This window comes from Plantibacter sp., assembly GCF_059073635.1.
This window is the reverse complement of sequence record NZ_JCACOF010000009.1, coordinates 161,564-187,115: the sequence shown is the minus strand read 5'-3', so window position 1 is coordinate 187,115 and position 25,552 is coordinate 161,564. Positions and strand designations below refer to the sequence as shown.

Genomic DNA, 25,552 nt, shown 5'->3' with positions numbered 1-25,552 from the left:
TCCCGCTACTGGTACTCGGGGTGCTCGTCCATCCAGGACAGCCACTTGTCGACCGCGGCCTCGTGCTCCTCCTGGGTGGTGGAGAAGATCGTCTCGCCGGAGTCGAGGTTCCAGGTGACGAAGTAGAGCCAGGGTCCGTCGGCCGGGTGCAGCGCGGCGTCGATCGCGAGGTCGCCCGGGTTCGAGATCGGTCGCACGACCATGCCCGGGTGGACGTAGGTGTTGTACGGGTTCGAGGCGTCGGCGCGCTCGGCGTCCGTGGTCGACACCCGGTGGGTGTTGCCCGTCCCGTACGCGACCGTGGCGTCGGACTGCAGCAGACCGCTCTCCCACTGGGCCGGGTCCAGCCGGTTGAGGAAGACCCGCGACACCTTGTAGTAGTCGTCGCGGAGGCCGGCCTCCTTCTGGATGAGCGAGGCCAGGACGATGGTCTTCCAACGGTCCTCGGGCTTCACCCCGGCGTCGTCGAGCGCCTGGAACGACCGGTTCACGAGGGTCTGGAGGACCGCGTGCGCATCGCCGCCGTCGGGGAGGCTGTAGGTCGCCGGGAAGAGGAACCCCTCGAGCGAGGTCGCCTCGGCGGGGAGGCCGAAGGACGCGACGTCGGCGGCCGCCGCCTGGAGTTCCTCCAGCGGGATGCCGGTGCCCTCCGCGATCGACGGCAGGGCGTCCTGCTCAGCGGTGCCCTCGGGGATGACGAAGGTGTCCTCCATGCGGTTCGCCTCGTCGGTCAGGGCCGCAAGGGCGGACTCGGCGCTCATCTTGAGCTTCAGCTTGTAGGCGCCCGGGAAGAACTCCGGCTGGGTGGGCTGTGCGAGGAGGAGGTCGTAGAAGGCGTCGAACGACTTCGTGACCCCCGCGTCGTGCAGGCTCGTCGCGATGTCCTCGCCGATGTCGCCCTCGTTGACCATGACGACGGCCTCGCCGCTGCCGGCACCCTCGTAGTCGTTCGGTTCCTCCCAGCCGAGGACCTTGCGGATCTGCGGCTCGTAACTCGTCCACACGACCGCGGCGCACGCGACGAGACCCCCGACGACGACGATCGACACGATGAGCGCGATGAGCCCGCGACGGCCACGTCGGCGCTTCGGCGGTTCCCCGCCGGCCAGCGCACGACGGCGCCCCCGATGGATCGGCTGCGGCCCGCTGTCGTTCGCCGTGTCGTCCTCGGCGAGCAGGTCCTCGAACGCTGGGATGGTCGTGGTCCTGGCCCGGGACGCTGAGGAATCGGTGTCGTCCGACTCGGGCGCACGTGAGGTCGGCCCGCTCAGGGGTGTGTCGCTCGCGGCAGGCTCGCTGACACTGGAGTCACCCGACGACGCGCGGTCGTGGGGTCGGCCGACGGACGCGACGCCGGTCGGGGCCGGTTCGGCCGTGTCGCTCGCGGCGTCTTCCTCGACGGGCTCGGACGGCGTCGAGGCGGCTTCCGCGGCCTCACGCTGCTGACGTGCCTCGCGTCGGGACAGTGGCACCGGCTGCTCCCCCGCGGCGTTCCGTTCGGACGTGAAGAGGTCGGCGAGCGGATCGTCTGCTGGGTTGTTCTGAGGTGTCAGATTCGACACAGGCACGTCCTGTTCACGGGTCGACGGGGCTTCCGGGGGGTCGCCCCGAACCGCGTTCGGCGTCGAGGGCGTACTGCAAGAGTATGACGGCCGCCACCTGATCGACAATCGAGCGGGTCTGCTTCTGTCGTTTCCCAGCGGAGCGCAAGGCGCTGTGGGCGGTCACCGTCGTCAGGCGCTCGTCGACGAGACGGGCCGGGACACCGGTGATCGATCTGAGCCGGGCCGCGAACTCCCGGGCGTCCTGCGTGGACGCCGTGTCCTTCCCCGACAGGGCGATCGGGAGACCGACGACGAGCTCCACCGCGCCGAGTTCTTCGGCGATGACCGCGATCGCCCGGATGTCGGCATCGCCCCCGAGGTCCCGTGGGACCGTCTCCACCGGCGTGGCCAACAGGCCGTCGGGATCGCTTCTCGCGACCCCGACCCTGGCCTTCCCGACATCGATCCCGAGTCGGACTCCGCGGCGGAACTCGTCCGTCACGTCAGGCGATCTCGCGTGCGATCGCCGCGAGGGCGTCGCCGAGCGCGGTGGCGTCGACGCCGCCACCCTGTGCGAGATCGTCCTTCCCGCCACCGTTGCCGCCGAGGACACCGGCAGCGACCCGGACGAGGACGCCTGCCTTGAGTCCGGCGTCGCGGGCACCCTGGTTCGTCGCGACGACGATCGCGGGCTTCCCGCCGACGACCGCGCCCAGGGCGACGACCGCCGGGCTCGCGCCGAGCTGCTCGCGGAGCTGCGTGACGAGCGTCCTGACGTCGTTCGGTGACCCGAGCTCGCCCAGGTGCTCGGCGACGAGCGACACCGGGCCGACGCGGTGAGCGGTCTGCGCCAGTGCCGGGAGGCGTTCGCTCAGCCCACGGGCTTCGAACGCGGCGATCTTCTTCTCAGCGGCCTTGAGGTTCGCGACGAGTTCGGCGATGCGGTCGGGCAGCTGCTCCTTCGGCGTCTTGAGGCTGCCGGAGAGCTGTGAGACGAGCGCCCGCTCGGCGGCGAGGTCGCGGAATGCCTCGAGTCCGACGAGCGACTCCACCCGACGGTTCGTCGAGCCGACGGACGACTCGCTGACGAGGTTGATCAACCCGATCTCGGCGCTGGAGCTGACGTGGGTGCCCGCACACAGCTCACGCGACCACGGTCCGCCGATGTCGACGACGCGGACGGTCTCGCCGTACTTCTCGCCGAACAGCGCCATGGCGCCGAGCGCCTTCGCGTCGTCGAGCGCCATCTCGCGGGTGCTCACCTGCAGGTTGTCGCGGATGGCGTTGTTGGAGATCTCTTCGATCTCCGACTTCGTCGCCGGTGACAGCGGCTGGTTCCAGGTGAAGTCGAGCCGCAGATACCCGGCCTTGTTCGACGAACCGGACTGGTGGGCGCTGTCGCCCAACACCTGCCGCAGGGCGGCGTGGATGATGTGCGTGCCGGAGTGCGCCTGCTGCGCGCCGCGGCGGTAGCTCGCGTCGACGATGGTCGTCGCCGGTGCGTCAACGCCCACCTCGCCCTGGCTCACCTGCACCTTGTGCGCGATGAGACCCTTGACCGGCTTCTGGACGTCGAGCACCTCGAGCTCGTATCCGGGACCGACGATGACGCCCTGGTCGGCCTCCTGCCCGCCGGACTCGGCGTACAGCGAGGTCTCCGCCAGGATCACCTCGGCGATGTCACCGGCGACCGCGCGCTGCACCGGGTGACCGCCCACGATGATGCCGAGGATGCGGCTCTCGGTCTCGAGCTCGGTGTAGCCGGTGAACACGGTCTCGCCCTTGGCGCGGATGTCGCTGTAGACCGAGAGGTCGGCGAGGACGCTCTTCTTCGCCTTCGCGTCGGCCTTCGCCCGCTGGCGCTGCGCGGTCATGAGCGAATCGAACGCGTCGCGGTCGACGGAGAGGCCGGCTTCCTCCGCGATCTCGAGGGTCAGGTCGATCGGGAACCCGTAGGTGTCGTGCAGGAGGAACGCGGAGTCGCCGGCGAGGGCCGTCCGGCCCGTGCCCTTCGTCTGCTCGAGCGCGAGGTCGAGGATGGTCGTCCCGCTGGCCAATGTCCGGAGGAAGGTCTCCTCCTCGGCGTAGGCGCTCTGCGAGATCCTGCCGAAGTCGGTCTCGACCTCGGGGTAGGCGGCCTTCATGGCGTCGCGCGACGCGGAGAACAGCTCGGGGAACGTCGCGGTGTCGACACCGAGGAGGCGCATCGCACGGACGGTGCGTCGCATGAGGCGGCGGAGGATGTACCCGCGTCCCTCGTTCGACGGGGTGATGCCGTCGCTCATGAGCATGAGCGAGGAACGCACGTGGTCGGCGATGACGCGCATCCGGACGTCGTCGTCGTGGTCGGCGCCGTAGCGACGGCCGCTCAACTCGGCGGCGCGATCGAGGACCGGGCGCACCTGGTCGATCTCGTACATGTTCTCGACGCCCTGCTTGAGGAAGGCGACCCGCTCGAGCCCCATGCCGGTGTCGATGTTCTTCTTCGGGAGTTCGCCGACGATGTCGAAGTCGACCTTGCCGCGGACGTTCTCGATCAGGTACTGCATGAAGACGAGGTTCCAGATCTCGACGTACCGGTCGTCGTCGGTCGCCGGGCCGCCGTCGGCTCCGTACGCGGGACCGCGGTCGAAGAAGATCTCCGAGCACGGGCCGGCCGGTCCGGGCTGACCGGTCGACCAGTAGTTCGTGTCCTTGTCGAGCCGCTGGATGCGGTGCTCGGGGAGCCCTGCGACGCGCTTCCAGAGGTCGATCGCCTCGTCGTCGTCCTTGTACACGGTGACCCAGAGGTCCTTCTCGTCGAAGGCGAGGCCGCCGCTCGACTCACTGCCGGTCAGGAGCTCCCACGCGTAGGTGATCGCCCCCTCCTTGAAGTAGTCGCCGAAGGAGAAGTTGCCGTTCATCTGGAAGAAGGTGCCGTGCCGGGGCGTCTTGCCCACCTCTTCGATGTCGTTGGTGCGGATGCACTTCTGGACGCTCGTGGCGCGGTCGAACGGCGCGGGGACGACGCCCGTGAGGTACGGCACGAACGGCACCATGCCGGCGACCGTGAAGAGGAGCGAGGGGTCGTCGCTGACGAGGGAGGCGGAGGGGACGACGGTGTGCCCCCGATCGCCGAAGAAGGTGAGCCAGCGGGAGCGGATGTCAGCGGTGTCCATGGTGTCCGTACGTCAGGGGTGTGCGTGTCGATGTTCGTGCGCTGCGGCGATGCCCGTCCGGGCGTGCCGCTACGGCTTGGTGAGGTCTTCTGCGGCGTCCTCGACGCGCGCGACGACGGTCTCCGCCGTGTCGCGCAGCTGCGCCTCGCGCTCCTTGTAGGCGTCGCCGACGGTGTCGGTGAACTCCCTGACGCGTGAGTCCAGCTCGGAGAAGAACCGCTTGCCGGACTGTGTCTTGTTGATCTCGTGGGCGACGACGAAGCCGGCGCCGATGCCGACGATCAGCCAGAACACGTTCTTCATGGGGAACTCCTCATCTGCGGTGCGACCACCCGGGCGTCGCCGGGCGTACCAAGCATCCATCGTAGTCGAGCGCGGTGGACCGATGGCGTCGTACAACGACGAAGAGGCACCGGCCGGAGCCGATGCCTCTTCGTGTGGTGCCCTGAGCCGGGCCGCAGTCCTAGCGGGCTGCGTAGTACTCGACGACGAGCTGCACTTCACAGGTCACGGGGACCTCGGCGCGCTTCGGACGACGCTCGAGACGTGCCTGGAGCTTGTCGAGCTCGACCGAGAGGTACGCGGGCACCTTCGGCAGGACGTCGACGTGACCGCCGGCAGCGGCGACCTGGAAGGGCTCGGTGCCCTCGGAGCGCGGCTTGACGTGGATGAGCTGACCCGGCTTCACGCGGAAGGACGGGCGGTCGACGAGCTGGCCGTCGACCATGATGTGGCGGTGCACGACCATCTGGCGAGCCTGAGCCGTGGTGCGGGCGAAGCCGGCACGGAGGACGAGCGCGTCGAGACGGGTCTCGAGGATCTCGACGAGGTTCTCACCCGTCAGGCCCTGGGTGCGACGTGCCTCCTGGAAGGCGATCTTGAGCTGAGCCTCGCGGATGCCGTACTGGGCGCGCAGACGCTGCTTCTCGCGCAGACGGACGGCGTAGTCGCTGTCGGCCTTGCGCTTGGTGCGGCCGTGCTCACCGGGAGCGTAGGGACGCTTCTCGAGGTACTTGGCGGCCTTCGGGGTGAGGGCGATGCCGAGTGCCCGCGAGAGGCGGGTCTTGCTGCGGGTACGTGACTTGGTAGACACGGTTTCCTTTCGATGAAGTCTCAAACGATGAATGACCGGCGCGAAGACGCGTCGGTGATCCGGAATCACACCGGACAAAGTCAGAGGGGTCCGCCGGGGCTGTTCGGCTACAGAACACGCCCGTCGAACACGGTGATCGAGCAGCCGCGCAGTCACACCGGTTCTAGGCGGATCAATACTAGCACGACGTGCCCCGGTCGCCGGGCCGCCGCGACCCGAGGATCACTCGCCCCGGACGATCTTCCGGAGTTTGTCCAACCGCGCCGAGATGTCGCGTTCGTGGCCGTGATCGGTGGGCTGGTAGTACCGGACGTCGCGGAGCTCGTCGGGCAGGTACTGCTGGGCGACGACACCGATCGGGTGGTCGTGCGGGTAGCGGTAGCCCTTGCCGTGTCCGAGACGCTTGGCGCCCGCGTAGTGGGCGTCGCGCATCGGCTTCGGCACGCGTCCGAAGGCTCCGGCCCTGACGTCGGCGATGGCCTGGTCGATGGCGACGTAGGCCGCGTTCGACTTGGCGGCCGTGGCCAGGTACACCACGGCCTCGGCCAGCGGGATGCGACCCTCGGGCATGCCGATGAACTGGACGGCGTCGGCGGCCGCCACGGCGATGGGCAGCGCCTGCGGGTCGGCGATGCCGATGTCCTCGGCCGCGGAGATGATGATGCGGCGGGCGATGAAGCGCGGGTCCTCCCCCGCCTCGATCATCCGAGCGAGGTAGTGCAGCGCGGCGTCGACGTCGGATCCGCGGATGCTCTTGATGAACGCGCTGATGACGTCGTAGTGCTCGTCGCCGTTGCGGTCGTATCGGAGCAGGGCGCGGTCGACCGCCTGCGAGACGAGCTCGTCGGTGATCACGGGACCGCGGGGCGCCCGCGTCGCGGTGTCGGAGTCCACCCCGTCTTCGTCGTCTTCATCATCCTCATCGCCGACGTCGAGGAGGCCCGCGTCGTCGAGATCGAGCTCGTCGGGGTCGACCGGAGCGCCGAGATCGGAGTCGGCGGCGATCGCGGCCGCCTCCAGTGCCGTCAGGGCTCGTCGGGCATCGCCGGATGACAACTGGATGATCGCGGCGCGGGCCTCCGGCGTCACGGTGAAGCGACCGGCCAGGCCGCGCGGGTCGGTCACGGCGCGGTCGATGAGGATGCCGAGGTCGTCGTCGCTCAGCTGTTCGAGCGTGAGGAGCAGCGAACGCGACAGCAGCGGGGAGATGACCGAGAACGACGGGTTCTCGGTCGTCGCGGCGACCAGGATGACCCAGCCGTTCTCCACGCCGGGGAGCAGGGCGTCCTGCTGGGCCTTCGTGAACCGGTGGATCTCGTCGAGGAAGAGGACGGTCGAGCTGCCGTAGAGGTCGCGGCTCGACATCGCCTCCTCCATGACCTGCCGGACGTCCTTGACGCCCGCCGTCACGGCCGAGAGCTCCACGAACCGGCGGCCGGAGCTGTGCGCGATGGCCTGCGCCAGGGTCGTCTTCCCGGTGCCCGGTGGGCCCCAGAGGATGACGGACACGGCCGCCTGCGTCCCCTCGTTGTCGCTCGCCAGGCGGACGAGCGGCGAGCCGGGACGGAGCAGGTGCTGCTGGCCGGCGACCTCCTCGAGGCTGCGGGGCCGCATGCGCACGGCGAGCGGAACCGGTGCGCCGGCGATGCCGGGTCCTCGACTGAACATTCCACCAGGCTAGCCGCAGCCTGCGACACGCGGACCCGCTGCAGAACGGGGTCGCCGCCGTCGTGCGTCGTTTGGTCCGCGCGGAGCGCTCCCCGTAAGGTTCTCCTGGGCAGTCCGCCGCGGGCGTGGTGCCAGATGACAGCGCGATGCCGCCGCTCGGCCGACGGCACCTGGAGGGAACGACGTGGCAACGAGCAAGGGTCCGGACAAAGAGGCACGCGCAGCACGCGCACGACTGCGCGCCTACAACGCCCGGCGCACCGTGCACGAGCACCGCTCGAAGCGCCGCGTCCGCGACAACGTGATCGCCGCGGCGGCGCTCGTCGTCATCCTGGCCGGTGCCACGGCTGCGCAGGTGTTCTTCTTCGCCGGCGGTCCGGGCACCCCGGTCGCGACGCCCACGGCTTCCGCCGAGGCCGGGGCCTGCGGTGTCACCGGGGCCACGGACGGCGCGAACACCGGCGAGGTCCCCGCGAGCACCATCGCCGAGGACCGCGACTGGAGTGGTGAGATGACGATCAACGACGTCGTCATGAACCTCACCCTCGACGGCGCCTGCGCGCCGCAGGGCGTCTCCTCCTTCATCTCCCTCGCCCAATCCGGCTTCTACGACGGCGTCACCTGCCACCGCCTCACGACGAGCGGCATCTACGTCCTGCAGTGCGGCGACCCCGACGGCACCGGCACCGGCGGCCCCGGCTACAGCTACGGCCCGGTCGAGAACGCACCGACGGACGACGTCTACCCGGCCGGCACCATCGCCATGGCACGCCAGGGAGGGAACGGCTACAGCAACGGTTCGCAGTTCTTCCTCGTGTACCAGGACTCGACCATCCCGTCCGACGCCGCCGGCGGCTACACCGTGCTCGGCCAGATCACGAGCGGTCTCGACCAGCTCGTCTCGGGTGTCGTGTCCGGCGGTGTCGCAGACGGCAGCGGTGACGGTGCTCCAGCGGTCCCCGCCACCATCACCTCGGTGACGGTCCAGTAGCGCGTGCAGTAACCTGCACCAGACGGAACCGACCGGCGCAAGCGGTCGCCCCGAGCAGGACTCGGGGTAATAGGCTTGTGGATCGATCACGATCGCCACGAACGGCGGTCAACACACAGCAAGGGTGATGCGCGTGACCAGTCCAGAGATCGAACCGTGGGGCCGTGTCGACGACGACGGCACCGTCTACGTCCGTGAGGCCGACGGTGAACGAGCGGTCGGACAGTACCCCGACGGTTCCAAGGAGGAGGCGCTCGCGTACTTCGAGCGCAAGTTCACGGACCTCGCCGGACAGGTGACGCTCCTCGAGCAGCGCGCGAAGCGTGGTGCGCCGGCGACGGACGTCGCGAAGGCCGTGAAGTCGATCACCAAGCAGGTCGAGTCCGCCAACGCGGTCGGCAACCTCCAGGCGCTCCTGACCCGCCTCGCGGCGCTCGACGGCACCGTGAGCGAGCTGACCGAGGCGCAGAGCCAGGAGACCAAGGCAGCCCTCGAGGAAGCGGCACGTGCGCGTCTCGCGATCGTCGAGGAGGCCGAGCAGCTCGCGCAGCAGGATCCGGCACGGGTGCAGTGGAAGCAGACCTCGGCGCGACTCGACGAACTCTTCGCCGAGTGGCAGCGCCAGCAGCACGACGGTCCGCGTCTCGCGAAGAACGACGCCAACGACCTCTGGAAGCGGTTCCGGACGGCGCGCGCGACGATCGAGCAGCACCGTCGTGCGTTCTACACGGAGCTGGACTCGGTCCACAAGGAAGCACGCGCGATCAAGCAGAAGCTCGTCGAGCGCGCCGAGGCCCTCATCGCCAAGGGCGCCGAGGGCATCCCCGCCTACCGCAGCCTGCTCGACGAGTGGAAGGCCTCCCCGCGTGCCGGGAAGCGCCAGGATGACGCACTCTGGGCGAAGTTCAAGGCCGCGGGCGACGCGATCTACGGCGCGAAGGCCGAGATCGACGCGCGCGACAACGAGGAGTTCCAGGGCAACCTGGATTTGAAGCTCGCGGTGTTGGCGGATGCCGAGCCGATCCTGGCCGACACGAATCGGGACTCGGCGCGCAAGGCGCTCACCGACATCCAGCGTCGGTGGGACGAGATCGGCAAGGTCCCGCGCGAGCAGGTCCGCGTCGTCGAAGACCGTCTCCGCAAGATCGAGACCCACGTCAAGCAGCTCGAGGACGAGCACTGGAAGCGCAACAACCCCGAGACGAAGGCGCGCACCGAGGGGCTCGCGAGCCAGCTCGCCGACGCCATCGCCAAGCTCGAGGACGAGGTCGAGGCTGCACGAGCCTCGGGTGACGCCGACCGGCTCACCGCGGCCATCGAGGCGCTGGATGCACGCAAGGCGTGGCTCGGGGCGATCCGCTAGGCGGATCCGCTCCACCAACCGCGTGACGGTCGCGGTTCTCCACAGATCCGTCGACGATCCTCCTGCTGCCGGACGGCTGCAGGAGGATCGTCGTATGTCCACGGCACTCCAGACGTCCTCCCCCATCGAGCCAGACTGCGCGACGGATCCCTCGGCCTCCACGAGCCGCCTCCCCGCCTACCTCCAGCCACCTGAGCTCTCCGTCGCCGAGCTCGCCGCCGCGCGGCTCGACGGCGAGCTCTTCGCCTTCGAAGACGGCTACTGCAGTGTCGACGAACCCGACACCGTCAGGCTGCGCGCGGCGGTCCTCGAACAGCTGCCCGGGCTGGCCGGCGCGGTCATCGCTGAGACGAGTGCCGCCTGGCTGCACGGCGCGGCGCTCATCGCACCGAGGGTCCACACGGGCTTCGTGTCGATGGAACGGCGAAGCGCGCGTTCGCCCCGCTTGCGTCTGCGTCAGGTGTCACTCCGCCCCGACGACAGCGAGCGGTGCGGCGCACTGCGGGTCACGACCCCCACGCGCACGGTCGCGGATCTGGCACGGCGCACCGGGGCCGAAGCTGAGGAGGCCATGACGACGATCCGCAACTACTTCCTGCTCGGGCTCACCAGCCCTGAGGAGGTCGTCGCCTGGGTCCGCTCCGTCCCGCGGGTCCTCGGCGGCACACGGATCGTCCGTGTCGTGTCGAGTGCCACCGAGGTGATGCTCCCCGGCCTCGAGCCGACTCGGAGCGAACTGGCGTCCTGGTCGCTCCCGCTCAGCCGCCGTTGACCCGGTAGACGTCGTACACGGTGTCGATCCGCCGGACCGCGTTCAGCACCCGGTCGAGGTGGGTGGTGTCGCCCATCTCGAACACGAAGCGGCTGATGGCCAGGCGGTCGCTCGAGGTGTTCACCGTCGCCGACAGGATGTTGACGTGGTACTCGGACAGCACCCGCGTCACATCCGACAACAGTCCAGCTCGATCGAGTGCCTCGACCTGGATCTGGACGAGGAACACGCTCTTCGACGACGGCGCCCACTCCACATCGATCATGCGCTCGGGCTCCTGCAGGAGGCCTTGGACGTTGTGGCAGTCCGAACGGTGGACGGAGACGCCGGAGCCCCGCGTGACGAACCCGACGATCTCATCACCCGGCACCGGGGTGCAGCACTTCGCGAGCTTGACCAGGATGTCGGGAGCACCGAGCACGAGGACCCCGGAGTCGCTGTTCTGCAGCCGCTCACGGCGGCTCCCGCGCACCGGGACGGTGTACTCGGCGTGCTCGCTGTCGGCGTCCTTCTGTAGGAGCGCGACCACCTTCTCGAGCACGGACTGCGTCGAGACGTGGCCCTCGCCGACGGCCGCGTAGAGCGCCGTGACGTCCTCGTAGCGCAGCTGCGCCGCGACCTCGGCGAACGAGTCCTGGTTCATGAGCTTCTGGAGCGGCAGGTTCTGCTTGCGCATCGCCCGCGCGATCGCGTCACGGCCCTGCTCGATGGCCTCGTCGCGTCGCTCCTTCGTGAACCACTGGCGGATCTTGTTCCGCGCCCGAGGGCTCTTGACGAAGTTCAACCAGTCCTGGCTCGGACCGGAATCGGGGTTCTTCGAGGTGAAGACCTCCACCACGTCGCCGGTGTTGAGCGAGCTCTCCAGCGGCACGAGCCGCCCGTTGACCCGAGCGCCCATCGTCCGGTGGCCGACCTCCGTGTGGACGGCGTAGGCGAAGTCCACCGGCGTCGCGCCGGCGGGCAGGCCGACGACACGCCCCTTCGGGGTGAAGACGTAGACCTCCTTCGCACCGATCTCGAACCGCAACGAGTCGAGGAACTCCCCCGGGTCCGCCGTCTCCGCCTGCCAGTCGGAGATGTGGGCGAGCCAGGCCATCGAGCTGTCGGGCTCGGCGGAGGACGCGGTCTTCCCGCTGTTCATCCGCTCCTTGTACTTCCAGTGCGCGGCGACACCGAACTCGGCCCGCTGGTGCATCTCGTTCGTACGGATCTGGATCTCGACGGGCTTCCCGCCCGGTCCGACGACGGTGGTGTGCAGCGACTGGTACAGGTTGAACTTCGGCGTGGCGATGTAGTCCTTGAAGCGCCCCGGGACGGGGGTCCACCGCGCGTGGATCGACCCGAGGACCGCGTAGCAGTCGCGGAGCGAGTTGACGAGGACACGGATGCCGACGAGGTCGTAGATGTCGTCGAACTCGCGGCCGCGGACGACCATCTTCTGGTAGATCGAGTAGTACTGCTTCGGACGACCGGCGACCTTGCCGCGGATCTTCTGCGCCTTGAGATCCTCGTTCACCGCGTCGATGACGTGCTGCACGTACTCCTCGCGCTGCGGCGTCCGCTGCTTGACGAGCGATTCGATCTCGGCGTAGAGCTTCGGGTACAACACGGCGAAGGACAGGTCTTCGAGCTCCCACTTGATCGCCTGGATCCCGAGGCGGTGCGCGAGCGGTGCGTAGATCTCGAGGGTCTCCGTGGCCTTCTTCGCCGCCTTCTCGGCCGGGACGAATCCCCAGGTCCGGGCGTTGTGCAGCCGGTCGGCGAGTTTGATGATGAGGACGCGGATGTCCTTCGACATCGCGACGATCATCTTCCGGACCGTCTCGGCCTGTGCGCTGTCGCCGTACTTGACCTTGTCGAGCTTCGTGACGCCGTCGACGAGCATGGCGACCTCGTCGCCGAAGTCCGCGTGGAGTTGGTCGAGCGAGTAGTCGGTGTCCTCGACGGTGTCGTGGAGGAGGGCGGCGACGATCGTCTTCGGTCCGATGCCGAGGTCGGCCAGGATCTGGGAGACGGCGACCGGGTGCGTGATGTACGGCTCGCCGCTCTGGCGCTTCTGGCCGGAGTGGGCCCGCTCGGCGACCGTGTACGCACGTTCGATGAGCGCCAGGTCGGCCTTGGGATGGTGCTGCCGCACCGTCCGCATCAGGGTGTCGACGGCGCCGGCCGGCTGCGCCTTCGAGAAGATCCGTGGGACGAGACGGCGCAGGGAGGCCGTCGAGGATGTCGTGGTGTCCGCCATCTCAGGCCTCCCTGCGCTCGTGCACGCGGTTGTCGGTCGCTGTCAGGGTCAACGCGCCAGCGGCGCGTCTGCTTCCGTGCGTTCGCCCTCGGCGTCATCCGAGGTCTGAGCGCGCTCGCGCGCCTGCAGCACGCGCTTGTCGTGCTTGGCGATGCGGGGCTCGTTGTGCCGGAAGTTCGCGTAGAGCGGTGCGGCGACGAAGATCGTCGAGTACGTGCCGACGAGGATACCGACGAGCAGAGCGAGCGAGATGTCGCGCAGCGTGTCGGCACCGAGGACGAAGGCACCGAAGAACAGGATCGCCGCGACCGGGAGCGCCGCCACCACGCCGGTGTTGATCGAGCGCACCAGGGTCTGGTTGACCGCGAGGTTGACCGACTCCCCGAACGTCCGGGCCGCGCCGTCGGCGTCGAGCGTCGTGTTCTCGCGGATCTTGTCGAACACCACGACGGTGTCGTACAGCGAGAACCCGAGGATGGTGAGGAAACCGATCATGGCGGCCGGCGTGATCTCCCAGCCCGTCGCGGCGTAGACACCGGCCGTGATGATGAGGTCGTGCATGAGGGAGAGCAGCGCGGCCGCGGACATCTTCCAGGTGCGGAAGTACAGGGCCATGAGGATCGCCGCGAGCACGAGGAACACGATGAGGCCGACGATCGCCTGCTTGGAGACGTCCTGACCCCATGACGGGCCGATGAACGAACTCGTGATGTCGGACTGTTCGACGCCGTAGGCCTCGGCCAAGGCTGCCGACACCTGCTGGGTGACCTTGTCGTTCTTCAGCTGGTCGGTCTGCACGCGGACCGAGTTGCCGCCCACGACGGTCACGTGGGTGGTCGCGCCGCTGACGACGGACGCGACCGCGTCTTCGGCCAGCGTCTGATCGGTGCTCTTGACGTCGGCGATCTGGAACTGCGAACCACCGCGGAACTCGATGCCGAAGTTGAATCCGCCCTTGACGACCGGGATCAACACCGAGAGGACGACCGCGATGATGGCGATCGTGTACCAGATCTTGCGCTTGCCGACGAAGTCGTAGGAGCGCTTCCCGGTGTAGAGCTCGTTTCCGAACCGTGCGAACGCACCCATCAGGAGTCCTTCCCATCGGTCGGCAGATCGTCTGCTCTGGTGTCGGAGCCGCCTCCGACGAGGGCCGCCTGCTTGCGCTCGGCGATCGTCTGGCGCTTGGCCGCCTCACGGCTGCTGGACGCGGCCTTGGCGCCGGGCACCGAGACGGGCTTCCGGAACTCTGCACGACCACGGTAGATGGCGCCGAGCGCCGACGGGTCGAGACCGGTGAACGGCTTGCCGCTGTTGAAGAGCTTCGTCTGGCCGAGGAGCTGCATCATCGGGTGGGTGAACAGCAGCACGACGATGACGTCGATGATCGTGGTCACGCCGAGGGTGAGGGCGAAGCCGCGGACGTTGCCGATCGCGAGGACGTACAGCACCACGGCGGACAGGAGGTTGACACCCTTCGCCGCGTAGATGGTGCGCTTGGCGCGCTTCCAGCCGGCTTCGACGGCGGACTCCAGACCGCGGCCGTCGCGGAGTTCGTCCTTGATGCGTTCGAAGTACACGATGAACGAGTCCGCGGTGAAACCGATCGCGACGATGAGGCCTGCTATCCCGGCGAGGGAGAGCCGGAAGCCCTGACGCCAGGACATCAGCAGGATCACCACATAGGTGAGCACCGCTGCCGCGACGAGCGAGGCGATGGTCACGGTGCCGAGGAGCCGGTACTGGAACAGCGTGTAGATGACGACCAGGATGAGCCCGATCAGACCGGCGATGAGGCCGCTCTCCAGCTGCGTCGAACCGAGGGTCGCCGAGATGGTGTCCTGGCTCTGCACGACGAAGCTGATCGGCAGGGCGCCGAACTTGAGCTGGTCGGCGAGGGTCTTGGCGGACTCCTCGGTGAAGGAGCCGCTGATCTCCGGCTTGCCGTCCGAGATGACGGCGAGCGACTGCGGTGCGGAGATGACGTTGCCGTCGAGCACGATCGCGAACTGGTTCTGCGGGCTCTGCAGCGAGGTCAGGCGGCCGGTGACGTCGGCGAAGAGCGCGGTGCCCTTCTCGTTGAAGACCGGGTACACCGCCCACTCGCCCGTGCTGGCACCCGACGACGTCGTCTTGATGCCGGCGCTCGCGTCGGACAGGTCTTCTCCGGACACCTCGACCGGGCCGAGGACGTACTTGAAGGTGCCGTCGACGTCGCACGTGATGAGCGGCTCGGCAGCGGGCGCTGCGGTGGCGTCGAGCGAGTCCGCGTTCGCGGCGCAGTCGTAGGCCTGGAAGGCGGCGTACAGCGCGGGCGTCACCTGCGACAGGTCGCTCGCGTTCGTCGGCGACGCGGTCGGCGTGCTCTCGAGGCCCGGATCCGGCGTCGGATACGGGGTCGAGGCGCCGTCCTCACCGATGAAGGTGTTGGACGGCTGACCGGGAGTCAGCTGCTGCGAGGTGAGGACCGGACGGAACTCGAGCTTCGCGGAGCTCTCGATGCGGTTCAGCGTCGCTTCGTCGGGGGTTCCCGGGATCGAGACGACGACGTTCTGACCCTGCGTCGTGATCTCCGCCTCCGACACGCCGGACGCGTCGACGCGCTGGCGGATGATCGCCACGGCCTGGTTCAGCTGCTCGTTGGAGACCGTCTGGCCGGACTCCAGCTTCGGCGCGAGGATGATCTGGGTGCCGCCCTCGAGGTCGAGGGCCAGCTTGGGCGCCCATGAGCTGTTCCCCCAGAGGACCCCGGCCGCGTTGATCGCGAACAAACCGATGAGGATTACGCCAAGCCAGGTGAGCGAACGCCACGCTTTCTTGACCGGAGTCGACTTTGCCAAACTCGGAACTCAGCTTTCTCTGCCGGCGGTGGCACGACGGCCACCACCCGGGAAGGGGTTGGGACTAGTCGTCGCTCTTCTGCGGCTTCGAGGTGTCCTCGACGCGCTGGCCGAATTCGGGCTTGGAGAGGTCGAGCGAGGAGGCGTCGTCGGGGATCGACTCGACGACGGGGGCCTCCTCGGCGGTCTCGGCGACCGTCGGTGCGACGACCGCACCCGCGTAGCGGGGGTCGATGGTGACGATGACGCCGGGGGCGATCTCGACATCGGCCTTGCGGGAGTCGCGGTCCATCGAGATGAGGGTGCCGTAGACACCGAAGCCGGTGAGCACCTCGGCGCCGGGGACGAGCTTCTGCTCCGTCACCGCGGCTTGCTTCTTCCGCTTGTTGTTGCTCACCATCATGAACACGATCATGACGCCGGCGAGGCCGAACAGGACGAGGGTCATTGCATCCACGATGGGAACCTTCCAGAGGAGATTGAGGGCGGGAGACGTTGGGAACGCACCGCCAAAGGGAAATTATAGGCCATCGAGGGTCGAGCCATGCTGAGAAGGTGTTCTGCCGAAGTGCCGCCAGGCGGCCGGGGTCGCCACGCGGCCCCGTGGCGTGCGCGTGATGAGGCCGATCCGGACGAGGAACGGCTCGACGACGGACTCGATCGTCTCCGCTTCCTCGCCGACCGAGACCGCGAGTGTGCTGAGCCCGACCGGGCCTCCGGCGAAGCGGTCGAGCATGCCTTCCATGACCGACCGGTCGAGTCGGTCGAGACCGAGGGCGTCGACGTCGTAGAGCTCGAGCGCGGCACTGGACGGTCTCCAGGTCGGCGCGGCCACCGTGCACGAGCGCGTAGTCCCTGACCCGGCGGAGGAGTCGGTTGGCGATGCGCGGCGTACCCCGACAGCGTCCGGCGATCTCGGCGACGGCCCGACCGTCGATGTCGAGCCCGAGCATGTCGGCGGTGCGGTGCAGCACCTGCTGCAGTTCCGGCTCGTCGTAGAACTCGAGGTGGGCGGTGAACCCGAAGCGGTCGCGGAGCGGGTTCGGCAGCAGACCGGACCGGGTGGTCGCCCCGACCAGGGTGAACGGCGCCAGCTCGAGGGGGATGCTCGTCGCGCCGGCACCCTTGCCCACCATGATGTCGATGCGGAAGTCCTCCATGGCGAGGTACAACATCTCCTCCGCAGGGCGGGCCATGCGGTGGATCTCGTCGATGAAGAGGACCTCACCCGGGGTCAGCGACGACAAGACCGCGGCGAGGTCGCCGGCGTGCTGGATGGCCGGACCGCTCGTGAGCCGGAGCGGTTTCCCCGTCTCGTGCGCGACGATCATCGCGAGGGTCGTCTTGCCGAGCCCAGGTGGGCCGGCCAGCAGGATGTGGTCGGGGGTGCGGTTCTGCATCCCGGCGGCCGTGATCAGGAGTTGCAACTGACCGCGCGCCTTGGACTGACCGACGAACTCGGAGAGCGACCGCGGACGGAGCGCCCCCTCGAACGCCAGTTCCGCATCGGACTCGGCGGCTGGATTGGTGAGGTCTTCTGGAGCGTCCGTCACGAGGTACGGCCTCCGGCGTGCGCCGGGCCGAGTCTGCCGAGGGCCAGGCGGATGAGCGACGGCACGGTCGAGAGGTCGTCCGCACTCGCGGAGGCGGAGGCCTCGACGACCGCCTGCGTCGCCGTCTTCTCCGGCCAACCGAGCCCGATGAGCGCCGTCACGACCTGATCGGCGATCGCTGCCGCGTTCACGGTGGTCGCCGGAGCTTCAGGCGTCGTCCTGGTGACGCGGAGCTTTCCGGCGAGCGAGACGGTGATGAGCTTCGCCGTCTTCGGCCCGATCCCGGAGACCTTCCGGAACGGGGCGTCGTCGTCCGCGGAGATGGCGGCGGCGATCTGCTCCGGCGTCAGCGCCTCCAGGACGCCGAGTGCCGACTTCGGGCCGACCCCGGTGACGCTCACCAGGAGCTCGAACACGGACAGCTCCTCGGCGGATCGGAACCCGAACAGGGAGAGCGAGTCCTCCCGCACGATCAGTGTCGTCGAGAGGAGTGCTTCGGTGCCGACCCGGAGTGAGAGGGCATGGGCCGGCGTGACCTGGACGGCGAATCCGACGCCGCCCACCTCGATCACGACGAGGTTGCCGACCGCGCTCAGGACGGTGCCGCGGAGGGAGGAGATCATGCTTCCAGCCTAGGGCTCCGCGCTGCCCGGGCCCGGACGGCCGCCTCGCGCGGAGCGCCGCCGCGTTCCGCAGCCGCCCACGCACGCTGGGCCGGGGTGAGTGCTCCACTCCCCTGCGGAGGTGCGCCGACGGGTGTCGCCGCAGTCGACACGACTGGTCGCCAGGCGTGGCAGATCGCGAGCGCGAGCGCATCTGCGGCGTCAGCGGGCTTCGGGAGTTCGTCGAGACCGAGGATCCGCGCGACCATGGTCTGCACCTGGAGCTTGTCTGCTCGTCCGTAGCCGGTCACCGCGGCCTTGACCTCGCTCGGGGTGTGCAGGCCGACGGGGATCCCGTTCGCGGCCGCAGCGTGCAGGGCGAGCCCACTCGCCTGAGCGGTGCCCATGACCGTCCGGACGTTGTGTTGCGCGAACACCCGCTCGACGGCCATCGCGGTCGGCGAGGTGCGCTCGATCGCCTCGGCGATGCCCTGCGCGATCATGAGGAGTCGCTGCTCGAGTGGGGCGTGCGCATCCGTCCGGATGACGCCGTACTCGACCATCGTGGCCTGCCGTCCCGGCAGGACGTCGACGACCCCCACCCCGCATCGGGTCAGGCCGGGATCGATGCCGAGGACGCGCAGAGTCATGCTCCGACCCTAAGCGCGGGCGATGCGCCCAGCACTCCGCGAGGACGGAGTGTCGTACATCCGTTCGAACGAGCTCCGCTCGGCACGGACGCCGGACTACTCGTCGTCGGCCTCCAACTCGGCCTGCACCTCGGGGGTGAGGTCGAAGTTGCTGTAGATGTTCTGGACGTCGTCGTTGTCCTCGAGGGCGTCGATGAGCTTGAAGACCTTGCGCGCCGTGTCGGCGTCGATCTCGACCTTGAGGTTCGGGACGAAGGCGACGTCGGCGGAGTCGTAGTCGATACCGGCCTCTTGCAGGGCGGTCCGGGTCGCGACCATGTCGCTCGGCTCGGTGACGACCTCGAAGGTCTCACCCTCGGTGTTCACCTCTTCTGCGCCGGCATCGAGGACGGCGCCGAGGACGTCGTCCTCGGTGGTGCCCTCGGCCTGGACGACGATGAGGCCCTTGCGCTGGAAGTTGTAAGCGACGGAGCCAGGGTCGGCCATGGTGCCGCCGTTGCGGGACATCAGCGTCCGGACATCGGCTGCTGCACGGTTCTTGTTGTCGGTGAGGCACTCGACGAGCAGGGCGACGCCGTTCGGCCCGTAGCCCTCGTACATGATCGTGGTGTAGTCGACGACCTCACCGGTGAGGCCGGCACCGCGCTTGACGGCGCGGTCGATGTTGTCGTTCGGGACCGAGGTCTTCTTCGCCTTCTGGATGGCGTCCTGCAGCGTCGGGTTGCCCGCGAGGTCTGCGCCGCCCATCTTGGCCGCGACCTCGATGTTCTTGATGAGCTTGGCGAACGACTTCGCGCGACGGCCGTCGATGACCGCCTTCTTGTGCTTGGTCGTCGCCCACTTGGAGTGTCCGGACATGTGCTCCCTAACTGCGTGAAAAGAACCTGACCAGTCTAGGCCAGCGGCCCGGAACTCGCGATCACGCCGGGACGGGCCGCGGGACCGGGCGCCAGCGCTTCAGCGGGATCGCTCGACCTTGTCGAGGAAGTAGGCGTGGAAACGGGTGTCGCCGGTGACCTCGGGGTGGAAGGACGTGCCGAGCAGGTTCCCCTGCTCGACGGCGACCATCCGACCGTCGGGCAGCGAGGCGAGGGGTGTCACCGCCGGACCGGCGGCTTCGACCACCGGTGCGCGGATGAACACGGCGTGCACGGGCGGGTCGCCGAGGACCGGGATCGACAGGTCCGTCTCGAAGGAGTCGAGCTGCGACCCGAAGGCGTTGCGCCGGACCGAGACGTCGAGTCCGCCGAGACTCTGCTGGCCGGCGATCCCGTCGAGGATCCGGTCCGCCAGGAGGATGAGCCCGGCGCAGGTGCCGTACACGGGCAACCCGGCGGTGATCGCTTCGCGCAACGGTCCGGCGAGGTCGAAGGAGCGAGCGAGCTTGTCCATCACGCTCGACTCCCCGCCGGGCAGGACGAGTCCGTCGATGCCGGTCAGTTCCGAGGGGCGCCTGATGAGGCTGACGTCCGCCCCGAGGCCGGTGAGGACGGCCGCATGCTCGCGGAAGTCCCCTTGCAGGGCGAGGACGCCGACGCGTGCCGCCCCGGTCACGACGTCACCTGGTTCAGGGCGGACGCGGGGCTACCAGCCACGCTCGGCGAGGCGGTGCGGTGCCGCGAGGTCGGCGACGTTGATGCCGACCATCGCCTCACCGAGACCGCGGGAGACCTCGGCGATGACCTGAGGGTCGTCGAAGAAGGTCGTCGCCTTGACGACGGCCGCCGCCCGCTGAGCCGGGTTGCCGGACTTGAAGATGCCGGATCCGACGAACACGCCGTCGGCACCCAGCTGCATCATCATCGCGGCGTCGGCCGGCGTCGCCACACCCCCGGCGGTGAACAACACGACCGGGAGCTTGCCGGTCTCGGCGATCTCCACGACGAGGTCGTACGGGGCCTGGAGCTCCTTCGCCGCGACGTACAGCTCGTCCTTCGACATCGACGACAGGTGCGCGATCTCGGAGCGGATCTTGCGGATGTGCTTCGTCGCCTCGGACACGTCGCCGGTGCCGGCCTCGCCCTTCGAGCGGATCATCGCGGCACCCTCGTTGATACGCCGCAGCGCCTCTCCCAGGTTGGTGGCGCCGCACACGAACGGCACGTCGAAGCCCCACTTGTCGATGTGGTTCACGTAGTCGGCCGGGCTCAGGACCTCGGACTCGTCGATGTAGTCGACGTCGAGCGCCTGGAGGACCTGGGCTTCGACGAAGTGTCCGATGCGAGCCTTCGCCATGACGGGGATGGACACCTCGGCGATGATCGATTCGATGAGGTCCGGATCGCTCATGCGAGCCACGCCGCCCTGGGACCGGATGTCCGCCGGGACGCGCTCGAGGGCCATCACGGCGACGGCCCCGGCGTCCTCCGCGATACGGGCCTGCTCGGCGGTGACGACGTCCATGATGACGCCGCCCTTGAGCATCTCCGCGAGTCCGCGCTTCACGCGGTTCGAGCCGTGCTGTCCAGTGGTCGTGCTGCTCTCGGTCATGATGGCGAGCGTACCGCCGGGTGGCCTGACGGTGCTCCGTCCACAGGCCGGAAATTGGACTTGGGTGGACCGGTCCAGATGGACCGGCCCACGACGGATCAGGCCGAGGTCGGCCAGGCGTCCGCGATCGCCTGTCGGACATCGCCGAGCAGCTGCGGGAGCGCCTTGGTCTGGGCGATGATCGGGAAGAAGTTGGCGTCCGTCGCCCAGCGCGGCACGATGTGCTGGTGCAGGTGCGCCGCGATCCCGGCGCCGGCCACGGCACCCTGGTTCATGCCGAGGTTGAAGCCGTCGTTCCTCGAGACGGACCGGACGACCCGCATCGCCGTCTGCGTCAGGGCGCCGATCTCGGCGACCTCCTCCGTCGTCGCGTCGTCGTACATCGCGACGTGGCGGTACGGGCAGACGAGCAGGTGCCCGGAGTTGTACGGGAAGAGGTTCAGCAGCACGAAGGCGTGCTCGCCCCGATGCACGATGAGCGCTGACTCGTCGTCGAGCGTCGGCGCGATGCAGAACGGACAACCGTCGTCGGATGGCTGGCCCTGCTTGATGTAGACCATCCGGTGGGGCGTCCAGAGACGCTGGAACGCGTCCGGGACGCCCACCAGGTGGGAGGTGTCGATCGACTCGAACGACTCCGGTTCGGTGCCCGGGGTCATGCCGGCAGATCCGCTGCGGTGTTCACCTGCAGTTTCGCGGCGATGGCGGCGCGGATCCGGCGCACGGCGTCGGCGACGGGGACACCGTTCTCCTGAGTGCCGTCGCGGAATCGGAAGCTCACCGCGCCGTTGGCCTGGTCCTCCTCGCCGACGATCAGCTGCAGCGGGGTCTTCGCCTTGGTGTGGTTGCGGATCTTCTTCTGCATCCGATCGTCGGAGGCGTCGAGTTCTGCACGGACCCCGGACGAGCGCAGCTCGGCGACGACTCCGCCGAGGAACTCCTCGTACTGCTCGGAGACGGGGATGCCGACGACCTGCACAGGGGCGAGCCACACCGGGAAGGCACCCGCGTAGTGCTCGAGCAGGATCGCGAAGAAGCGCTCGATCGAGCCGAGGAGTGCGCGGTGGATCATCGCCGGACGCTTGCGCGTGCCGTCCGCGGCCGTGTACTCCAGCTCGAACAACTCGGGCAGGTTGAAGTCGAGCTGCACGGTGGACAGCTGCCACGTCCGACCGATCGCGTCGCGCGCCTGCACCGAGATCTTCGGACCGTAGAAGGCTGCGCCAGCGGGGTCGAGGACGAGCTCGAGACCGGACTCGACCGCCACCTGCCGGAGGGTCTCGGTCGCTTCGTCCCAGACCTCGTCGGTGCCGACGTACTTGTCGGGGTCCTTCGTCGAGAGCTCCAGGTAGAAGTCGTCGAGACCGTAGCCGCGGAGGGTCTCCAGGACGAACTGCAGCTGGCGGCCGACCTCGTCCTTGACCTGGTCGTCGGTCACGTAGATGTGGGCGTCGTCCTGCGTGAGGCCACGGACGCGCGTGAGCCCGGAGAGGGTGCCGCTCTTCTCATACCGGTAGACCGTGCCGAACTCGGCGAGTCGCAGCGGCAGTTCGCGGTAGCTGCGCCCTCGAGCCCGGTAGATCAGGTTGTGCATCGGGCAGTTCATGGGCTTCAGGTAGTAGTCCTGGCCCTGACGGGTGACGTGGCCGTCGGCGTCGACCTCCTGGTCGAGGTGCATCGCCGGGAACATGCCGTCCTTGTACCAGGCCAGGTGCTGGCTGACCTCGAACAGGTGCCCCTTCGTGATGTGCGGGGTGTTCACCAGCTCGTAGCCGGAAGCGAGCAGGCGCTCGCGCATGTAGTTCTCGATCTCGTTGCGGATGATGCCGCCCTTGGGGTGGAACACCGCGAGACCCGAGCCGATCTCCTCGGGGAAGCTGAAGAGGTCGAGCTCGGCACCGAGCTTGCGGTGGTCGCGCTTGGCCGCCTCCTCGATCCGCGTCTGGTAGGCGCGCAGCTCATCCTTGGTCGCCCAAGCGGTGCCGTAGATCCGCTGCAGCTGCGGGTTCTTCTCGCTCCCCCGCCAGTACGCCGCGGCGAGACGCGTCAGGGCCCAGCCGTTGCCGATCATGCGCGTGTTCGGCAGGTGTGGACCGCGGCAGAGGTCCTTCCAGACCGTCTCCCCCGTCTTCGGGTCGACGTTGTCGTAGATGGTCAGCTCCGCGCCGCCCACCTCGACGTTCTCGTCGTCGGCTGCCGATCCGCCCTTGAGGCCGATCAGCTCGAGCTTGTAGGGCTCCCCCGCGAGTTCCGCGCGAGCCTCGTCTTCGGTGACGACGCGTCGCACGAAGCGCTGGCCCTGGCGGATGATGCGGTCCATCGTCTTCTGCAGCACCTTGAGCGCCTCAGGCGTGAACGGTGCGGCGACGTCGAAGTCGTAGTAGAAGCCGTCGGTGACCGGCGGGCCGATGCCGAGGTTCGCGTGCGGGTCGACCTGCTGCACGGCCTGCGCGAGCACGTGGGCTGCGGAGTGGCGGAGGATGTTGAGACCGTCGGGCGAGTCGAGGTGCACCGGCTCGACGGTGTCCGTCTCCGTCACCGTGGCGGCGAGGTCCTTCAGTTCGCCGTTGACGCGCATGGCGACCACGGATCGGTCGGTGAACAGTGCGAACCCGTCACTCACGGATGATCTCTCTTTCTCAGGTGAAACCTTGGCCGTGCAAGCCTATCGTCGTCCACGACGAGGAGACGCTGCCGTCGGTCGGCGGCCGTGGTTCGTGCTCGGCCGCATCGCTAGAGTGAAGGCCTACGACGTGACGGGGGTGGCGCTGATGACGGCTGTGCAGAGGAGCGGGGCTGCGACGGCGCTGTTCGCCGCGCTGCCCGTGGTCGCGCTCGTGCACATCATCGCCCTCGCCTCCGGTCAGGAGTGGCTGTCGCTCCTCACCAAGCCGTTCATCATGCTGGTCCTCGCGCTGGCGCTCGTGTGGTCGGTCCGACGACTGTCGGCCGCTGCGGTCACGGCGCTCGTCGCGATCCTCTGCAGCTGGCTGGGCGACGTCGCCCTCATGGTTCCGGGCGAACTCGCGTTCGGCGTGGGGATCCTGTTCTTCATGCTCGCTCAGGCCGGCTATGTCGTGCTCTTCGTGCGGCATCTGCGCATCAGGAACCGTCCGCCGGTCTGGGCGCTCGTGTACCTGGTGTGGCTCGTCGCCGGCATCGCGCTCCTCAGTCAGCAGGACATGGGGGCGCTGTATCCGGCGGTCGTCGTCTATGCCGTCGTGATCGGGGCCATGGCGGCGTCTTCCACGATGACGACGCCGACGATCGCCGTGGGCGGTGCGCTGTTCCTCGTCTCCGACTCGTTGATCGGGCTCGACCGCTTCGTGCCTGCAGTGACGATCTGGGCGGCAGACGAGATCATCATGGCGACGTACGCCGCGGGCCAAGGCCTCATCGTGTGGGGCGTCGCGGAGGTCCTGCGTCGCCGGGAGCGGGCGGTCCTCGCCGTCTGAACGGACGTTCGGGCGTGCGACGGGTGGTCTGCGCAAGAGGTGGTCTGTGCAACGACGAAGGGCCCGAGCTGTTCGCTCGGGCCCTTCGTGTTCCTGTGGGCGATACTGGGATCGAACCAGTGACCTCTTCCGTGTCAGGGAAGCGCGCTACCGCTGCGCCAATCGCCCAGGTGAGTGGTGTTGCCAGCGAGGTGGCGACGGGATTCGAACCCGTGTGGACGGCTTTGCAGGCCGCTGCCTAGCCTCTCGGCCACGCCACCACGTGTGATGAAACACACTGTCGAGCGGAACGCTTGCACGTTCTCACTGACACTCGAGCGGATGACGAGATTCGAACTCGCGACCCTCACCTTGGCAAGGTGATGCGCTACCACTGCGCCACATCCGCATTGCATCCCGTTTCCGGGTGCTTGGAAACTCTAGCCGATGTTGAGGGCGCTCGTTGACACCTCGGCGCGGGCGAGTCGGCCCAACCCTTGATGTTCCGCGGAAAATCGGGCTGAAAATCCATCTTCCTCGGCGCGTCGGCCAGGCGGTGGGACGGTACGTGGCTGGGCAGTGGGTGGAGCCACTCACCGGCGCGCCTGCTGGCTCCAGTCGTCGTTCGCATCGGCGAGGTGCGGGTAGATCTGGAGCATCCGAATCGGCTCCACCTCCCAGACATCGTCGTCCCAGGTGCGCCGGCCGTCGCCGTCAGGGTGGTACTCCGGGTAATCGCGGAGCCGTTCCTCGGCGTTCGATGCCGCGATGGCCCGCCGCGTGTGTTCCGAGAGTGGGCGGATCGCCCCGGCGTCCGCGAGCCACTGGACAACGGAGTCCATCACCGCCGGCATCGCCCCCATGCCCCTCGAGTCGTCCATCAGGGAGGAGTGCGTCCGACCGGGCATGACGAGCCAACCGTTGGTGTCGGGCGTGTCACCGCGGCTGGCGACCTGTCGTCCCCACGCTCTGGCCTCGACGATCTCACGGAGGAGGTACTGCTCGCACTGGGCGAACGCCACCCGGCCCGACCGGCTGAGCGCCGGGTACGGGACGGCGGCGTGGCCCGGGTCCGTGGGATGCCGTCGCGGTTTCGCGTTGCTCGACCGCCACCAATCGCCGATGCGGCTCATGCCACACGTCCGTCGCGCG

At 68.5% G+C, this 25,552-nt stretch carries 22 protein-coding genes, 3 tRNA genes and 1 pseudogene; 4 read left to right on the top strand and 22 right to left on the bottom strand.

Going from position 1 to position 25,552, the window contains the following annotated elements:
* Positions 1-5 precede the first annotated feature (5 nt).
* From mltG to AC5JOC_RS10855, 6 genes are all read right to left on the bottom strand, one after another.
* Complete coding sequence (mltG, locus tag AC5JOC_RS10880; protein WP_494246437.1) at positions 6-1,562, bottom strand: endolytic transglycosylase MltG; 1,557 nt, start codon at positions 1,560-1,562, stop codon at positions 6-8.
* Positions 1,563-1,575: 13 nt separating this feature from the next.
* Positions 1,576-2,046 carry a Holliday junction resolvase RuvX gene (gene ruvX / locus AC5JOC_RS10875; RefSeq protein WP_079705923.1) on the bottom strand — a complete coding sequence of 157 codons (471 nt, stop codon included), beginning with the start codon at positions 2,044-2,046 and terminating at the stop codon, positions 1,576-1,578.
* A gap of 1 nt (position 2,047) precedes the next feature.
* Positions 2,048-4,702 (bottom strand): alanine--tRNA ligase, encoded by a 2,655-nt coding sequence (gene alaS / locus AC5JOC_RS10870; RefSeq protein WP_192004912.1) that lies wholly within the window; start codon positions 4,700-4,702, stop codon positions 2,048-2,050.
* Positions 4,703-4,771: 69 nt separating this feature from the next.
* On the bottom strand, positions 4,772-5,005 hold the full coding sequence (locus AC5JOC_RS10865; protein WP_064293826.1) for a hypothetical protein: 234 nt from the start codon (positions 5,003-5,005) through the stop codon (positions 4,772-4,774).
* Positions 5,006-5,165: 160 nt separating this feature from the next.
* Positions 5,166-5,795, bottom strand: coding sequence for a 30S ribosomal protein S4 (gene rpsD, locus AC5JOC_RS10860; RefSeq protein ID WP_064293825.1), 630 nt, complete (start codon positions 5,793-5,795; stop codon positions 5,166-5,168).
* A gap of 222 nt (positions 5,796-6,017) precedes the next feature.
* Positions 6,018-7,463, bottom strand: a complete 1,446-nt coding sequence (locus AC5JOC_RS10855) for a replication-associated recombination protein A (RefSeq protein ID WP_137241688.1) — start codon at positions 7,461-7,463, stop codon at positions 6,018-6,020.
* A 184-nt stretch (positions 7,464-7,647) separates the two neighbouring features.
* Here AC5JOC_RS10855 and AC5JOC_RS10850 point away from each other — a divergent pair, with 184 nt between their 5' ends.
* The 3 genes from AC5JOC_RS10850 to AC5JOC_RS10840 all read left to right on the top strand — a co-directional run bounded on the left by AC5JOC_RS10850 (position 7,648) and on the right by AC5JOC_RS10840 (position 10,589).
* Positions 7,648-8,454 (top strand): peptidylprolyl isomerase, encoded by an 807-nt coding sequence (locus AC5JOC_RS10850; RefSeq protein ID WP_079705920.1) that lies wholly within the window; start codon positions 7,648-7,650, stop codon positions 8,452-8,454.
* Between the two features lie 133 nt (positions 8,455-8,587).
* Complete coding sequence (locus AC5JOC_RS10845) at positions 8,588-9,817, top strand: DUF349 domain-containing protein (protein ID WP_369808437.1); 1,230 nt, start codon at positions 8,588-8,590, stop codon at positions 9,815-9,817.
* Positions 9,818-9,911: 94 nt separating this feature from the next.
* Complete coding sequence (locus AC5JOC_RS10840; protein ID WP_124769335.1) at positions 9,912-10,589, top strand: hypothetical protein; 678 nt, start codon at positions 9,912-9,914, stop codon at positions 10,587-10,589.
* Here the strand turns inward: AC5JOC_RS10840 and AC5JOC_RS10835 are convergent.
* The 12 genes and pseudogenes from AC5JOC_RS10835 to thrS all read right to left on the bottom strand — a co-directional run bounded on the left by AC5JOC_RS10835 (position 10,576) and on the right by thrS (position 23,544).
* Complete coding sequence (locus AC5JOC_RS10835) at positions 10,576-12,831, bottom strand: RelA/SpoT family protein (protein WP_079705918.1); 2,256 nt, start codon at positions 12,829-12,831, stop codon at positions 10,576-10,578. The genes AC5JOC_RS10840 and AC5JOC_RS10835 overlap by 14 nt on opposite strands.
* A 48-nt stretch (positions 12,832-12,879) precedes the next feature.
* The gene (gene secF / locus AC5JOC_RS10830; RefSeq protein WP_086473302.1) at positions 12,880-13,920 is read right to left on the bottom strand and encodes a protein translocase subunit SecF; all 1,041 of its coding nucleotides are present in this window, start codon (positions 13,918-13,920) and stop codon (positions 12,880-12,882) included.
* On the bottom strand, positions 13,920-15,671 hold the full coding sequence (gene secD / locus AC5JOC_RS10825) for a protein translocase subunit SecD (protein WP_071260131.1): 1,752 nt from the start codon (positions 15,669-15,671) through the stop codon (positions 13,920-13,922). The genes secF and secD overlap by 1 nt, the downstream gene beginning before the upstream one ends.
* A 64-nt stretch (positions 15,672-15,735) precedes the next feature.
* The gene (locus AC5JOC_RS10820; protein ID WP_085510869.1) at positions 15,736-16,119 is read right to left on the bottom strand and encodes a preprotein translocase subunit YajC; all 384 of its coding nucleotides are present in this window, start codon (positions 16,117-16,119) and stop codon (positions 15,736-15,738) included.
* Between the two features lie 72 nt (positions 16,120-16,191).
* Positions 16,192-17,224 (bottom strand): annotated as a pseudogene (ruvB, locus tag AC5JOC_RS10815) (Holliday junction branch migration DNA helicase RuvB).
* Positions 17,221-17,847, bottom strand: a complete 627-nt coding sequence (gene ruvA / locus AC5JOC_RS10810; protein ID WP_064293816.1) for a Holliday junction branch migration protein RuvA — start codon at positions 17,845-17,847, stop codon at positions 17,221-17,223. Before ruvA ends, ruvB begins: the two are co-directional and overlap by 4 nt.
* Positions 17,844-18,476 carry a crossover junction endodeoxyribonuclease RuvC gene (gene ruvC / locus AC5JOC_RS10805; protein WP_064293815.1) on the bottom strand — a complete coding sequence of 211 codons (633 nt, stop codon included), beginning with the start codon at positions 18,474-18,476 and terminating at the stop codon, positions 17,844-17,846. Before ruvC ends, ruvA begins: the two co-directional genes overlap by 4 nt.
* Positions 18,477-18,572: 96 nt before the next feature.
* Positions 18,573-19,334: a YebC/PmpR family DNA-binding transcriptional regulator gene (locus tag AC5JOC_RS10800; RefSeq protein ID WP_079705914.1), complete on the bottom strand. Its 762-nt coding sequence runs from the start codon at positions 19,332-19,334 to the stop codon at positions 18,573-18,575.
* A 99-nt stretch (positions 19,335-19,433) separates the two neighbouring features.
* Positions 19,434-20,030: a pyridoxal 5'-phosphate synthase glutaminase subunit PdxT gene (gene pdxT, locus AC5JOC_RS10795; RefSeq protein WP_274499931.1), complete on the bottom strand. Its 597-nt coding sequence runs from the start codon at positions 20,028-20,030 to the stop codon at positions 19,434-19,436.
* Positions 20,031-20,060: 30 nt separating this feature from the next.
* A complete protein-coding gene (pdxS, locus tag AC5JOC_RS10790) occupies positions 20,061-20,966 on the bottom strand; it encodes a pyridoxal 5'-phosphate synthase lyase subunit PdxS (RefSeq protein ID WP_079705912.1) in 906 nt (301 codons plus the stop codon).
* 98 nt (positions 20,967-21,064) lie between these two features.
* Positions 21,065-21,625: an HIT family protein gene (locus AC5JOC_RS10785; RefSeq protein WP_079705911.1), complete on the bottom strand. Its 561-nt coding sequence runs from the start codon at positions 21,623-21,625 to the stop codon at positions 21,065-21,067.
* Positions 21,622-23,544 carry a threonine--tRNA ligase gene (gene thrS, locus AC5JOC_RS10780; RefSeq protein WP_199862131.1) on the bottom strand — a complete coding sequence of 641 codons (1,923 nt, stop codon included), beginning with the start codon at positions 23,542-23,544 and terminating at the stop codon, positions 21,622-21,624. Before thrS ends, AC5JOC_RS10785 begins: the two co-directional genes overlap by 4 nt.
* A 193-nt stretch (positions 23,545-23,737) precedes the next feature.
* Between thrS and AC5JOC_RS10775 the strand changes: the two genes are divergently transcribed.
* On the top strand, positions 23,738-24,421 hold the full coding sequence (locus tag AC5JOC_RS10775; RefSeq protein WP_161578516.1) for a lysoplasmalogenase: 684 nt from the start codon (positions 23,738-23,740) through the stop codon (positions 24,419-24,421).
* A 96-nt stretch (positions 24,422-24,517) separates the two neighbouring features.
* On the opposite strand, the gene AC5JOC_RS10770 is transcribed toward AC5JOC_RS10775, so the two are convergent.
* The 4 genes from AC5JOC_RS10770 to AC5JOC_RS10755 all read right to left on the bottom strand — a co-directional run bounded on the left by AC5JOC_RS10770 (position 24,518) and on the right by AC5JOC_RS10755 (position 25,533).
* Positions 24,518-24,589, bottom strand: a tRNA-Val gene (locus tag AC5JOC_RS10770).
* Positions 24,590-24,610: 21 nt separating this feature from the next.
* A tRNA-Cys gene (locus AC5JOC_RS10765) sits at positions 24,611-24,681 on the bottom strand.
* 56 nt (positions 24,682-24,737) lie between these two features.
* Positions 24,738-24,809: transfer RNA gene (locus AC5JOC_RS10760), tRNA-Gly, on the bottom strand.
* 184 nt (positions 24,810-24,993) lie between these two features.
* Entirely contained in the window at positions 24,994-25,533 is a 540-nt protein-coding gene (locus AC5JOC_RS10755) for a hypothetical protein (protein WP_494246436.1), read from the bottom strand.
* Positions 25,534-25,552: the final 19 nt, after the last annotated feature.

Bases quoted from the DNA above. Each gene is read 5' to 3' on its own strand.
- AC5JOC_RS10840 (WP_124769335.1), top strand. From the start codon at position 9,912: ATGTCCACGGCACTCCAGACGTCCTCCCCCATCGAGCCAGACTGCGCG.
- AC5JOC_RS10785 (WP_079705911.1), bottom strand. From the start codon at position 21,625: ATGACCCCGGGCACCGAACCGGAGTCGTTCGAGTCGATCGACACCTCC.
- pdxS (WP_079705912.1), bottom strand. From the start codon at position 20,966: ATGACCGAGAGCAGCACGACCACTGGACAGCACGGCTCGAACCGCGTG.
- AC5JOC_RS10755 (WP_494246436.1), bottom strand. From the start codon at position 25,533: ATGAGCCGCATCGGCGATTGGTGGCGGTCGAGCAACGCGAAACCGCGA.
- alaS (WP_192004912.1), bottom strand. From the start codon at position 4,702: ATGGACACCGCTGACATCCGCTCCCGCTGGCTCACCTTCTTCGGCGAT.
- ruvA (WP_064293816.1), bottom strand. From the start codon at position 17,847: ATGATCTCCTCCCTCCGCGGCACCGTCCTGAGCGCGGTCGGCAACCTC.
- secF (WP_086473302.1), bottom strand. From the start codon at position 13,920: ATGGGTGCGTTCGCACGGTTCGGAAACGAGCTCTACACCGGGAAGCGC.
- ruvC (WP_064293815.1), bottom strand. From the start codon at position 18,476: ATGACTCTGCGCGTCCTCGGCATCGATCCCGGCCTGACCCGATGCGGG.
- AC5JOC_RS10775 (WP_161578516.1), top strand. From the start codon at position 23,738: ATGACGGCTGTGCAGAGGAGCGGGGCTGCGACGGCGCTGTTCGCCGCG.
- AC5JOC_RS10855 (WP_137241688.1), bottom strand. From the start codon at position 7,463: ATGTTCAGTCGAGGACCCGGCATCGCCGGCGCACCGGTTCCGCTCGCC.
- thrS (WP_199862131.1), bottom strand. From the start codon at position 23,544: ATGCGCGTCAACGGCGAACTGAAGGACCTCGCCGCCACGGTGACGGAG.
- AC5JOC_RS10865 (WP_064293826.1), bottom strand. From the start codon at position 5,005: ATGAAGAACGTGTTCTGGCTGATCGTCGGCATCGGCGCCGGCTTCGTC.
- AC5JOC_RS10800 (WP_079705914.1), bottom strand. From the start codon at position 19,334: ATGTCCGGACACTCCAAGTGGGCGACGACCAAGCACAAGAAGGCGGTC.
- AC5JOC_RS10820 (WP_085510869.1), bottom strand. From the start codon at position 16,119: ATGACCCTCGTCCTGTTCGGCCTCGCCGGCGTCATGATCGTGTTCATG.
- AC5JOC_RS10835 (WP_079705918.1), bottom strand. From the start codon at position 12,831: ATGGCGGACACCACGACATCCTCGACGGCCTCCCTGCGCCGTCTCGTC.